At 39.5% G+C, this 13,162-nt stretch carries 12 protein-coding genes; 2 read left to right on the top strand and 10 right to left on the bottom strand.

Annotation, left to right across the window (positions count from 1 at the left end; genetic code table 11):
* Window positions 1–111: 111 nt before the first annotated feature.
* The 4 genes from ON01_RS06315 to ON01_RS06300 all read right to left on the bottom strand — a co-directional run bounded on the left by ON01_RS06315 (window position 112) and on the right by ON01_RS06300 (window position 4,062).
* Entirely contained in the window at window positions 112–807 is a 696-nt protein-coding gene (locus tag ON01_RS06315; RefSeq protein ID WP_010530170.1) for an OmpA family protein, read from the bottom strand.
* Entirely contained in the window at window positions 797–2,620 is a 1,824-nt protein-coding gene (locus tag ON01_RS06310) for a MotA/TolQ/ExbB proton channel family protein (protein ID WP_010530169.1), read from the bottom strand. Before ON01_RS06310 ends, ON01_RS06315 begins: the two co-directional genes overlap by 11 nt.
* Before the next feature lie 65 nt (window positions 2,621–2,685).
* Window positions 2,686–3,627: a nucleoside hydrolase gene (locus ON01_RS06305; protein ID WP_010530168.1), complete on the bottom strand. Its 942-nt coding sequence runs from the start codon at window positions 3,625–3,627 to the stop codon at window positions 2,686–2,688.
* Window positions 3,628–3,777: 150 nt separating this feature from the next.
* Complete coding sequence (locus ON01_RS06300) at window positions 3,778–4,062, bottom strand: hypothetical protein (protein ID WP_010530167.1); 285 nt, start codon at window positions 4,060–4,062, stop codon at window positions 3,778–3,780.
* Window positions 4,063–4,507: 445 nt separating this feature from the next.
* On the opposite strand from ON01_RS06300, the gene ON01_RS06295 reads away from it, so the two are divergent.
* Window positions 4,508–5,299 carry an N-acetylmuramoyl-L-alanine amidase gene (locus tag ON01_RS06295; RefSeq protein ID WP_010530166.1) on the top strand — a complete coding sequence of 264 codons (792 nt, stop codon included), beginning with the start codon at window positions 4,508–4,510 and terminating at the stop codon, window positions 5,297–5,299.
* Between the two features lie 88 nt (window positions 5,300–5,387).
* A complete protein-coding gene (locus tag ON01_RS06290; protein ID WP_010530165.1) occupies window positions 5,388–5,759 on the top strand; it encodes a DUF1360 domain-containing protein in 372 nt (123 codons plus the stop codon).
* A 90-nt stretch (window positions 5,760–5,849) separates the two neighbouring features.
* On the opposite strand, the gene ON01_RS06285 is transcribed toward ON01_RS06290, so the two are convergent.
* From ON01_RS06285 to ON01_RS06260, 6 genes are all read right to left on the bottom strand, one after another.
* The gene (locus ON01_RS06285; protein WP_010530164.1) at window positions 5,850–6,644 is read right to left on the bottom strand and encodes an MBL fold metallo-hydrolase; all 795 of its coding nucleotides are present in this window, start codon (window positions 6,642–6,644) and stop codon (window positions 5,850–5,852) included.
* 152 nt (window positions 6,645–6,796) lie between these two features.
* Window positions 6,797–7,804, bottom strand: a complete 1,008-nt coding sequence (locus ON01_RS06280) for an NADP-dependent oxidoreductase (RefSeq protein WP_010530163.1) — start codon at window positions 7,802–7,804, stop codon at window positions 6,797–6,799.
* A gap of 222 nt (window positions 7,805–8,026) precedes the next feature.
* Window positions 8,027–9,388, bottom strand: coding sequence for an MFS transporter (locus ON01_RS06275; protein ID WP_010530162.1), 1,362 nt, complete (start codon window positions 9,386–9,388; stop codon window positions 8,027–8,029).
* A 143-nt stretch (window positions 9,389–9,531) separates the two neighbouring features.
* Window positions 9,532–10,278 (bottom strand): SDR family NAD(P)-dependent oxidoreductase, encoded by a 747-nt coding sequence (locus tag ON01_RS06270; protein WP_010530161.1) that lies wholly within the window; start codon window positions 10,276–10,278, stop codon window positions 9,532–9,534.
* 173 nt (window positions 10,279–10,451) lie between these two features.
* A complete protein-coding gene (locus tag ON01_RS06265) occupies window positions 10,452–11,432 on the bottom strand; it encodes an NADPH:quinone oxidoreductase family protein (protein WP_010530160.1) in 981 nt (326 codons plus the stop codon).
* 42 nt (window positions 11,433–11,474) lie between these two features.
* The gene (locus ON01_RS06260; RefSeq protein WP_010530159.1) at window positions 11,475–13,157 is read right to left on the bottom strand and encodes a long-chain-fatty-acid--CoA ligase; all 1,683 of its coding nucleotides are present in this window, start codon (window positions 13,155–13,157) and stop codon (window positions 11,475–11,477) included.
* Window positions 13,158–13,162: the final 5 nt, after the last annotated feature.

The following is a 13,162-nucleotide window of genomic DNA, read 5'->3' as shown; positions in this document are numbered from 1 at the left end:
GCAGGATAATACGGACTTACAATATCAGATTATGCGCGCTGCCCTCCTATTATCTATTTAACTGTTTAATTGATTCCGTATCAAAATCTAACATATTTGAATTGCGCTGGCTTATGACTCCCCTAATATCTCTCGCGTTTTTTCAAGGATTTCCTCATCTTTTAACCGAAATTTAAATTCCACCCGCCTTGATGCATCCGCGCTGTAATTACCGGCGTCATCAGTGCGAAAGTCGGTATAGGATCTGCCGTTTACGGTTAATTTTTCTTTCAAATGCTGCTGAATATTTTTATAAGGAAAATCGTCACTAAGAATATAGGCGGCAACACTGTGCGCTCTTTCCTGCGACAGTTCCAGGTTATATAAATAGCCTCCATCGCGGTCCGTATGGCCTTCGATAATAATTTCGGCAATATAATCCTCGTATCCATTTTGCAGTAAAATGTCCAGATACTTCGGGACAAATTCATCCAGAAATTGAAAGGACTCAGGCTTCAATTCGGATTTGTTATATTCAAACAGTATTTCTGTATTAAAAATAATCGCACCCGTTTCTTCGTCCACTTCAATTCCCATGGCCGAATCACTGAATTCATCCTGCAAATCATTGACAAGTTCAGACCGGACACCCATCAACTGGTCAATCGTCCGTTTCATCTCTTCAATTTGCAATGACTTAATAATCATCATCGCAATGAAAATCAGGATGAAACATAATAAAATAATCGTCAGCAGATCGGTAAATGATGGCCAAAAATGACTTTCCTCCTGCTCGTTTTTAAACAGTCTCTGGTATTTAGTAGTCATTTGGTCTCATCCCTGTACCCTGGTTTCCAGTTTGCTGACCGAAAGCATTCAGCTGCCGGTTCAATCCTTGTATCTCACGTGTTAGCTCCTGCAGCATTTGCTGCATAGAACGTGAATTTGTTTGCTGAATGTCTTCGGATAATCGCCGTATCTCCTGGAATTCCTGCTTCATGCCATCATTTGTTTTGACCATCGAGTCATTGATGTTCCGGGACAGCTGATCAAGTTTATCGCCAAGTTGCCGCTCCACACCTGCCACGTAATTGGATAGGGTGTCCTTTAAAACATGAACACTTGCTTCGATCTGATTCTCCCGCTGATTGAAGGCGTTGTTCATCTGTGAAATCGTCCTGTTGATGTCGTTAATCAGCTCGTTATTCTGCCTGCCCATGTTTTCATACGTCCGCCCTGCTTCCTGCATTTGCCTTTCAAATGCCTTCGATTCCTCGTCATGCGCTTTCAGATGACGATTAAAGGTCCGGTTAAATTCCTTAAGCTCGTCAAACCGATCGGTTAACAAAAACTTATACTCAGCTTGTGTTTGATTGATAACATCCAGAGCTTCCGGCAAGCGGGCAATCGAATCTCCCATTTTATCAAAGTCTTTGGAGAGGTCACCTACACTCGAAATGATTCCTGTCAGTTTCGAGCTGAGGTCACTTCCAAACACCTGTTTAAATTCCTTGTTGTGTGCATCCATTTTTTCTGCCAGGTCATGATTTTTCTGTGTTATTTTTTCAAATGACGCTTGTATGGATTCCTGGCCTTCCATAATGGAAGAAATAAAGGATTTTAATTCGGCAACCGATTCCTCGAATTGGTTTAGCGTATCCATTTGGACTGTGGAAACTTCTTTCACACGTTCATAGGTATTTTCAAACGCTTTAGCCATGCGTTCATTTTTGCCGTCCATCTTTTTAAAATAGGAAAACAGTGAATCAAAGTTGTTATTCAGCTTGGTGGCGGACTCGCCAAACCCGTCTGTGATCTTTTTCATATGATGAAACAATGCCTGAAAGTCCTGCAGATTGCTAGAGAGGCCATCATTAAACTTGGCCAAATCCTCTGCCGATTGCTGCAGACTGCTTGTATAGTCCTGAAAACCGGAGAATGCATCTTCAATCCCTGTCAATGATTTCTGATTTGTTTCCTGAAGACGGACAATCGAATCGTTAATCGCCTCCGACACGTCAATCAGCTGGCTGAACCGATTTTGTTCATCTCCCTCCAAATTGGATTCTACCTTTAACATGATATCGGTAAGCATATGCTCGGTATTAAACACTTTAATAAGAACCGTCATAATCAATGACAACCCCATACCCGCTATACTTGTATAAAATGCCACATCTATCCCCGACAGCACTGCAGCCACATTTTCAACCAACTGGCTGCCGGTTGCATTTATACTTCCCAACGATATCGTCAGACCAATAAATGTCCCCAGCACCCCGATTAATATAAAAACGGAGACCGTCATCTGAACCATTTTAATAAGACTGACAACAGGCACGTTATAGACACGCCAATCGGAAAACTTCTCCTGTACAAAGGTTTCAGGTTTAACCGATTCCGATTGTTGGCCCCTGTCAAACTGCTCCTTAAAAGCCTGCAGTGGCTGGATATCCATTCGGTTCGTCTCATCCAGATAGTTTCTGATTCGTTTGAGTTTCATAAATAAGGTAAAGTGAACCAGAAGTGTAAGGGAAAAGCCGATGAACAGAACCATAAATATCAAATTGATTGTTGGATTCGATAAAAGCGCCTCTGCCTTTTGCTCGCTTGTAAACAGTTCCAGAATGAATTGCAGCATGCTTGCTCCCCCTGATGATACCTTTTGTTTTATAGGTATTCAGGGCTTGACCGAATCATGTGTATTTAACCATAAGATTTTAGTGAATCATTGAACAGTTCCCAAAATCCGTCACGGTTTAAGTTCTGGGCAAACGTTACATTTGCTTGTTTACCTGTAACACCCAACATATCGACAGAAGTCATGCCATACGTGAATTCACCTTTTGTTTCGATATCCACGCGGACATGTTTCAAATCAAAAAGCGACGGCTGGATTAAGTAAGCAATCGTACATGCGTCATGTACCGGACCGCCTTCAAGTCCAAACACTTCTTCATTCGTTGTTAAAAAGAAGTCCAGCAAATCGGCTGCAAATTGAGCAACCGGATTGCCGATTGCCTTAAAATCATTCATAATGTCCCTGTTTGCAATCGCCTGGTGAGTGACATCAAGTCCGAACATGGCAATCGGGATGTCACTGTCAAAAACGATTTTGGCCGCCTCGGCATCCACATAAATATTAAATTCCGCTGCAGGCGTCCAATTTCCGAATGTTCCCCCGCCCATCAGGACGATTTCCTCGATCTTCGGTACAATCCTTGGATCCTTTCTGATGGCTAACGCAACGTTCGTCAGGGGACCAGTTGCGACCAGCGTCACGTTCTGGTTTGAATTTAAAACCTTTTCAATGATGACATCAACTGCGTGTACTTCTGCCAGCTCTTTTGTCGGCTTCTCAGGTAAAACGGGACCGTCCAGCCCGGTTTCACCGTGAATTTCTTCGGCCACTTCCCGCTCCTTGAATAATGGTCTGTCAGCACCTTTAGCCACGGGCGTTTCGTCCAGGCCTATCATGTCACAAATCTTTAAAGCATTCAGTGTGTTCTTCTCAACATCCACATTGCCTGACACGGTTGTAATCGCCTCTATTGTTAATGGGCTGATTTTCGATGCTGCTAATATGATGGCAAGCGCATCATCATGCCCCGGATCACAGTCCATGATGATTTTTCGATTGTTCGTCATTTATGATACTCCTTTTCATACGATGATTTGGTCACATGTTTAAAAATTAGCATATATCATGCCTGAAGCCAACTTTAACGTTATTTTATTGAAGTCGGATCTTGCCGTTCAGGGTTAAAAAAATACAGCCCGTTTTGGACTGCGTTTAACTTATTGCTGACCGATTGCTTTTTTGATTCTATAAATCTCTTTTTCATTCTCAAAGTTTTTCCTGGCAAGAAGATCCATGCCATCTTTTAATTGGCTGAATCCTTCATTCATCTCTTCCTGCATTTGATCAAATCGTTTATCTATTTCTCCAAGTCGCTTGTCTACATCTTCAAATCTCTTATCCACCTCTTCAAACCGCTTATCAACCCTTGCAAAGCCGTCATTCATCTGGTCATGCAATTCCTTTATAGCCTGCATGATCTGGTCATTTTGTTCATTCGTCATGGTAACACCTCCCGGCAATACGCTATTTCAGCGAACAAGTTGCGTTGTTAACACCATTATAAACGCCCCCGATAATTAAGTCTATAGAGAATAGATAGAATCAATCATTTCTTGGGTTGTCTTATACATATATTTTCCTTCTCTGTTATAGTCTGCGTCTTATTTTTAAAAAATTTCCTCTCCCATGCCCCTTTTTGCCAACAACGTTCGATTATAGTTATAGGAAGGGTTCACTCCTATAATCGAAACCGGTCAGCGGAAAGGGGCATCCAAACGGAAAGTTATCGTATCGCTTAGCCATATCCCCCAATGGAAAGCCGTCATCTCAGGCGTTCGTACGCTGTCACCTTTCTCAATTTGCTTCAATCTGACCAATTTGTCCAATTGTGATTCGCTTCCTGTCAATACGATATAGTGCACGTTATGAATAGAAAGGGGTATGATGATGAAACTTTATTTGGACCCAGGGCATGGCGGATCAGATTCCGGCGCGCAGGGAAATGGCATGGATGAAAAGGATATCAATCTGGATATTGCGCGTCGCATCCGTAGAATTTTAACAAATGAATACCAGGATGCTTACGTACGGATGAGCCGGACGGATGACAGTACGATAAGTCTGAGTCAGCGGACAAATGAGGCAAACGCCTGGGGCGCAGACTTTTATTTGTCCATTCATTGCAATTCGTTTAACGGGTCTGCTCAAGGGTACGAGGACTATATTCACAGCAGCTTATCTGACTCATCACAAACAGCCCGTTATCAGGATACGATCCATGCAGAAGTTACAAAGGTAAACCAGCTGCGGAATCGCGGGCAGAAAAAAGCAAACTTTCACGTACTAAGGGAAACAACCATGTCAGCACTCTTAACAGAAAATGGGTTTATCGATAACGCGCATGATGCTGATTTGATCAGCGATGCATCATGGCGGCAAACAGTCGCACAGGGACATGTCACTGGATTAGCAAAGGCCTTTAATCTTGAGAAGAAAGAAGATGATGGTACACTGTATAAAGTCGTAGCCGGATCATTTAAGTCAAAAGAATATGCGGACAATCGGGTGGAACATCTGCAGTCAAATGACATCGAATCTTTCGTCACTGCAGTCACCATTTCCGGTGAGCAATGGTATCGTGTCCAGGCCGGTGCTTTTACAGCCCGGGAAAACGCTGAGGCGCGATTGGATAAAGTCCGTAATGCAGGCATTGATGATGCGTATATCATACAGGAGTAGGGACATAGGGTTACCCCCTAGTGTCCCACTTCTGTTTAAGATTCTTGAACAAGGTAAAGCTAAGAGAAAAATCGAAAGGATCTGTCTTATGGAACTGGAAATAACCTGGATTGATTTCGTCTTGCTGATACTTGCCAGCTACCGGCTAACACACCTCATTGTATTCGATAAAATTACTGAGTTTATCCGCAAACCCTTTTTAACAAAGAAGAAAATCTCAGAAAGTGAAACAAAAACAGTTCCCAAATCAAATATCGGCTACCTCCTGACCTGTTACTGGTGCGCGGGAGTCTGGAGCGCGATCCTTTTAGGCCTGACATATCTTTGGATTCCCGAAATCACCCAGTATTTAATCTTTATCCTGGCTATCGCCGGCGGTCAGGCAATCCTTGAATCATTTGTCGGGGTGAACATTAAGCGAACTGCTTTGTACGGTGAAGAGGCTAAGGAGCTGAAATGAGATTTTGGCGGCCTGTACCCGGCAAGTCTGTATTTGGGAGAAAAGTGTCTGATACTCTCCCCCCTCCCCTTTGGGACACCCTTTCTTCCTCTAATCAGAAAGTATAGAGGACACAATATGAACGGAATCCCATTCACCACCAGAAATTTCAGTAATGGGATACTTTTTTGGAAAGAGTTTTTGATTAATTTCAGCGACAGAAAAGCCTTCGTGATACAACTGTTTTGCATCTTCAGACACATTTTCCAAATAATCGAGTTTTTGTTTCAGCATTTCTTGCCCGTTTGGTATGTAGCCGGCATGACAGCAAAACATTGATTCAAAGTCATAGGCAAGTATCTTCCGAATCGATTCCATGGTAACCGGGATCGATTCACTATCCATAATCACTTTTGTTTTTGGGCTTACAAATAAATCTCCAGAAAATAACCTGCCAGTCTTTTCATTTAAAAGAGATACATGATCATGAGCATGTCCGGGTGTGTCAATCACTTTCCACTCATGATGTCTTGAGTGAAGAATCCGATTCATCGCCCGCGCTTCAAATGGTTTTCGTACACCCCAGGCATGCTGACGGTATTTTGGATATGGACAATTCTCTCTGCAAGTACCGATGCCCTTTGGGTGAATATAGATAGGAAGATTTTGATTTTCCTGCAGCCATGAGGCGGTTCCTGTATGATCCTCATGGCTATGGGTCAATGCAACAAAATCAATCGAATGGTTTTCATAATAAGGAATCAAATCTTCTTCCAAATGTTTTGCACCTGTGTCTATTAACATGCCATCTGCCAGAAAGACATAAACAGGCCGTCCTTTATATCCATCTTTTATAATTGTTCCTTTGATACAAGTTACATTGTCTCTATCACGTGTCTCTATCACGTGTCTCCCACTCCTTTCTTTGTTAGAGTGCTTGACTTATAGCTATATGTCGAAATGCTTAGTCACTTATGTTATAGGAATGTACACTTTGAAATATGCCAAGCGGTGATAAAAAATATATCTAAACATGCAAAAGCAGAATCACCCGTTTATCAGGAAACTTTAACCAGTTGTTTACCAATATTATCTCCACGAAATAAACCCAGAAATGCGTCAGGAGCGTTTTCTAAACCTTCTACAATGTTCTCCCTGTATTGTATTTTTCCTTCATTTAACCATTTGGCCAAATCACGCATCCCTTCATCGAAATAATCCCTATAATCTCTTACAATAAAACCTTTTAACAAGACACTTCTGGTCAGTAAATACGGCAATACTCGAACACCCATCTCCTTTTTTTCATCATTGTAATGTGCTATTTGACCACAAAGTACAACGCGGGCATGAAAGTTCAATCGCAAAAGCACAGCATCGGAAATTTCTCCGCCTACATTATCAAAATAAATATCAACACCTCCAGGTACGACTTCTTTAAGAGCTTTGCTTATATTTTCGGACTCCTTGTAGTTAATAACCGCATCAAAGTTAAGTTCTTTTTTCAAATAATTAACTTTTTCCTCTGAGCCAGCAATACCGACAACACGGCAGCCTTTCATTTTTGCAATTTGACCAACAACCATTCCGACTGCACCTGCTGCACCAGATATGACAACCGTTTCACCCGCTTGAGGCTGGCCGATATAAAGTAGCCCAAAATAAGCTGTCAAGCCAGGCATGCCTGCAATATAAAGCGCTGTGGTAATCGGAGCTGCATCGGGGTGAATTTTCCTTAATGATTGACCTTCCACTGCAGTATGATCAGCCCAATCAAGAAGCCCTGTGACAAAGTCTCCTGCTAAAAAATCCAAATGGTTGGATTTTATTACCTCACCGACAGCACCACCTTTCAATGGTTGGCCAACTTCAAATGGCTCTGCATATGACTTCGCCTCACTCATCCTTCCCCGCATATATGGATCAACGGAAAGGTAATGTGCCTTTACAAGCACCTGATCGTCAGCCGGTTCGGGGGTTTCTTTTTCAATAAGTTTAAATGCAGATTCATCGGGAAATCCTTTTGGACGTTTGTTCAGTAAAATTTGACGGTTCATTCTTTCCATTAATATTGCTCCTCCTTGATTTTAATGCTACTATCCCAGTTTTTTTCTAAATTTTGCGCTAATACAAATCCCATTTCATACATATTTACTAATTCTCGCCCCCATTAGTATTCTCGTTAATACAAGAATTCTTCTATTTACATTATTTTCCTCATTTCCTATGATTCTATTTATTGAAGTGTGCTCAATTGAAGACTCTAAAAATTTATTCTAAACACTGAACTATTGCTCTCTAATACAAATTTTCAGTTTTCTTTGGTATAAAAAGAATACCCATACAGACGTGCAAAATAATACAATTAGAATGATATATACATTTCTGTACATAAATACAGGTGAAAACCCTTCTTGGATGGCTAAAACGGTACCAGAAATTGTTACCCCAAAGGAGCCACCAAAAAATTGTATTAATTGAATAATTCCCATGCCCGTGCCCACTTCATCTACATGTAAAATTCTGGACACTTCATTACGTACACTTGTTGAAAGCGCTGAAAAACCCGGGCTCAGAAATAAATAAGAAAAAAGAATAAAAATAGGGGAAATCGTTGCTAAGAAAATAAACATCAATGTTGAAATGATAAATAGTACTTGCGATATCCAAATAATTGGACTATTACCGAAGCGATCTATGAGCTGACCAATCATCTTTGCTGCTAAAGCTGATAAAATTGCGCCTGGAAATACAAGTAAGCCTATTTCTGATGATTTCAATTGAAATATATCATTTAGTATATAAGGTAAAATAAATAACCCTGAGAAATATACAAAGTACGCTATAAAATTAATGTATAAAAGATTTCTATATTGTTTACTTTTTAATAATTCCGACTTTATAAACGGGTTTTTCGTCCGATAAAAATGTTTCGATGTTAATATTATGAAAACCAAAAACAGAAACAGAAATATTACATGAAATGTAGTAAAAAAGATCATTAAAGAAATAAGACTTATTGTGGTTGTCATGCAACCAACTGAATCAAATTTAACAGTTACATGTTCCTCTTTTGGTAACAACTTTACAAATATTGGTATAAAAAATATAACTAAGGCCGTTACTAAAAAAAGAAAATTCCAACCTAAAAATTGATCAATTACTCCTCCAATAACTGGACCAAGACCAAGCCCTAACACTGCGGATGAAGAGATAAGTACCAATGCCCTTCCACGTCTTGTAATCGGAACATAACGGGTTGCAACTACAATAGAAAGACTTATAATCGATCCAGCTCCGATTGCCTGTATAAGGCGAGTTATCAATACAAAAATAAAATGATATGAAAAGAAGCCTAAAAATGAGCCAGTGCCAAGTAACATTACACCTAATATTAGCAATTTTAAAGTGGGGACAAATTCGCTTAAGCGACTGAATGTCAGAGTTGATATAGCCAAAACCATGGAATAACCTGAAATTATCCAAGAGGCGTGAGAAATACTTATAGATAAATCTTCTTGGACACTCGGTAAAGAAACATTAAACATAGTCGAATTCATTGTTACAAAAAAAACAGCACAACTCCAAATGAGAAAAAGCTTTTGTTCCGGAAATACCTTATTTGCTATTTCAGATGAGCGAGATAACAACTTTAGACCTTCTTTCCGCATGAACCAGATTTGCGTGGGAAATTTGTCTACTAAATCTGTTAAATTTTAGAGAATGCTACTATTTAAATTTCACTCTAAATTCTTTAAATATAAAATTCTTCTTTCAAGCAATTTACCTATATTTAAAGATTCAATGTTCCGCCATCAATAACAAGAGTTTCACCAGTTATATATGAAGCTTCATCAGAGGCCAAGAATAATACAGCATTAGCCACTTCTTCAGGTTTTCCAATTCGTTTTAGTGCATTTGTGGTTGATAAAATCGGCCACTTTTCAGTTTCCTTCCAATGCAATACCATACTAGTATCGATAATCCCTGGTGCAATAGCATTTACACGAATATTTTTCCTTCCAAATTCTTTTGCAACTGATTTTGTAATCGCTATCACACTACTTTTTGAAGCTGAATAAGCTGATGTTAATTTCTGCCCTTTAATACCAGCAATGCTCGCTGCATTAATAATAGAACTTCCAGATTCCATTTTTGGGATAGTATATTTCATCCCTAGAAATACACCTGTCATGTTCGTATCAATAACCTCTTCCCATTGCTCAAGCGATACATCCGGCAATTTCCTTTCTCCTCCACTTCCCACACCTGCGTTATTAAATAGAATATTGACTTTCTTAAATGTTTCAATTGTATTATTAACCAAATTCTCAACGTCTTGAGAATCGGTCATATCCGTTACTTGTAATTCAGCCTCACCACCTTGATCTTTTATCATTTTTACTGTTTTCAGACCTGCTTTTTCATTAATATCTGTTACCATGATACGTGCACCTTCTTTGGCAAATCTTAAAGCAGTCGTTCTACCAATATCTCCACCAGCCCCAGTTACTATTGCTACCTTGCCATCTAAAAGCATACAATCACCCTCTTCCATAAAAGTTAAAGTTCTAAATCATTTCCGTACCCTCACAAACATATTTAAATGGTAGAGAAAATTTATTTCATTTTACTCTCTAATGTTTCTCTCAGAAGTCTACCAAAGCTACGTACCTTCTTTAACACCCAATGCCCCTTATTATTAAAAAATGCTTACGGCTTTACAATCAACTTTCCATAAGTTTTACGATCCGTTAGTACTTCTAGTGCATTTGGCACTTCTGTAAAATCATAGTTGTGATAAATCAATGGACGAATAGCACCATCTTCATATAGTTGTATTAGGTTATTATGAATTTCCTTAATTTTTTCTGGATAGAACTTGCGGTAAAGCCCCCAATGAACACCAACAATAGAATAGTTCTTTATTAGTGCATGATTAACCGGAGCTTCTGGAATACGTCCCCCAGCAAATCCAATAACTAGCAGCCGCCCATCAAAAGCAATACATTTCCGAGACAGATCAAATACATCAGCACCAACGGGGTCATAGATTACGTCAGCACCTCTTCCATCGGTTTCCTTCTTAACAATATCAACAAAGTCGTCTGATCTATAATCTATTGCAATATCGGCACCCATGTTTTTACATATTTGAACTTTGTCAGATCCTCCAGCAGTTGCTATCACCTTTGCTCCCCTTGATTTACCTAATTGAATTGCCGCTGAACCTACTCCACCTGCTCCTGCATGGACTAATAGAACTTCTCCTTTTTGAAGTGATGCACGATAATATAAAGCATAATATGAAGTTTGATAAGTTATAAACATTCCTGCCGCTTCACCCGCAGTTACAGAATCTGATATGACATAAACAGATTCCTCAGGTACACTTATCCATTCCGATAAACCGCCTTCAGGTTTACCAGGTGTTGCAATAACCCGTTGACCTATCTTTAGCTGACAACCATCCCCAACATCCCGAATAACACCCGAGACTTCCGAACCCGGTGTAAATGGAATAGGTGGTTTTTCTTGATATTTCCCCTGACAAAGTAAGATGTCAAAAAAGTTTAATGAACATGCATCTACCTCTAACAAGACTTTATCCGATTCCACCTTTGGGCGGGGACATTCTTTTAATTCTAGAGCATCTTTAGGATCACCTAAACGTGTTATTTTCCAACTCCGCATAAAATTCCTCTCCCTAAAAAATTACTAATAAGTTTACAGTTATTATAACCTAGAACTGCCTGTTGACTTTTTCAATTCTTCCTCCTGTAATTTATGCCAAAGTATCTTTCCGCTACTAGTTGTTGGCAGCGTGGATCTAAATTCAACAAAACGTGGATATTTATAAGCTGCCATATGCTTTTTCGACCATTCGATTATTTCCTCTTCGTTTATTTGTTCTTTGAATTCTTCTTTTAAAATAATAAATGCTTTAACCGTTTCACCTTTTCTTGAGTCAGGAACGCCGATTACGCAGGATTGATGAACTGCTGGATGCTTATAAAGATAGGACTCTATCTCACTTGGCCAAACTTTATATCCTGATGAATTAATCATTCGTTTGATACGATCAACCATGAAAAAATATCCATCTTCATCATATCGTCCAATATCCCCTGTTCTTAAAAAACGTTTACCTTCTATATTAAGGAACACTTTCTCATTTTCATCTTCACGATTGTGGTAACCAATCATAATCTGCGGTCCACTGACAATAATTTCCCCAACTTCCCCTATACCAATTTCTTTGTTTGTATTGGGATTAATGATTCTTGCATCCACTCCAAAACTTGGAATACCCAGGCACTGCATCTTAGGGCGTTCAACTGGATTTGAATGTGTCTGAGACATTGTTTCAGTTAAGCCATAACCCTCAGTAAATTTTAACCCTGTCATTTCATAAAGCCTCTTACCTACTGCTTCAGGAAGCGCTGCACCACCTCCCGATATAGTCGTTAAAGACGAAATTTTCTTTGCTACAAGGTTGGGATTTGCTATAAAATCTATCACCATCGTACTTATTGCAACCCAATTGGTACACTTATTTCGGTTGATTAACTCTAAAGCTGTTTCCCTATTCCAACGCGTCATAACGACTATTGTACTTCCAGCATATATTGGTACATGCATACTATGTACCATTCCAGTTACGTGAAAGAAAGGGAGAGTTGCCAAGTGCACGTTGTTAGAAGTTGTTCTTGCCCAGGAAGCTCCACCCACCGTATTTGCTTGGACAGTTCTATTTGTATGCATACATCCTTTTGGGTACCCAGTAGTACCAGATGTATAAGGGATTACAGCAAGATCGTCTGGACCCGAAGATAGTTTTTTTGGATTGTAATTAGCTCCAATACAATCAACCCACAAATAATTATTTGGCCTATTAGAGTCTTTTCTGTCGTGGATAACTTGTTTAGGAAGTTCTTCTAGAAATTCAACTGGCAAGTAATCAGAATATGCTGCTGTGATAATATTTTCTAATAACCCTTTCTCAAGTAGTGACTCAACATTTCCACATAACTCCTGACTAACGACGGCATTTTTTATCTTACAGTCTTTAATATAAAATTCTAGCTCCATTGTTTTTAACATAGGATTTAAAGGGACTACTATTGCATCTGCCCTTAAAATAGCATAATATCCTATAATATATTGAGGAGAATTTTGCATATATAATAGTACTTTTTCCCCTTTCGAGACTCCTAATTCATGCTGAAGGAAACCGGCCATTGCATCAACTTCTGTAATTAGTTGTTGGTATGTTATATCTTGACCATAGTAATTTATAGCTACATGATCAGGATATCGCTTTGAACTGATCTCTAGATTGTTATACAATGTAGTCTCGGGTGTAATTAATTCTTTGGATAATCTCAAAGGCCAATGTTTAAAGTGACGAGTCAACATGCATA

Source organism: Lentibacillus jeotgali, assembly GCF_000224785.1.
Taxonomy (GTDB): Bacteria; Bacillota; Bacilli; order Bacillales; family Amphibacillaceae; genus Lentibacillus; species Lentibacillus jeotgali.
The sequence above is the reverse complement of the archived record's forward strand: the minus strand, read 5'-3'. Positions and strand labels throughout refer to the sequence as shown.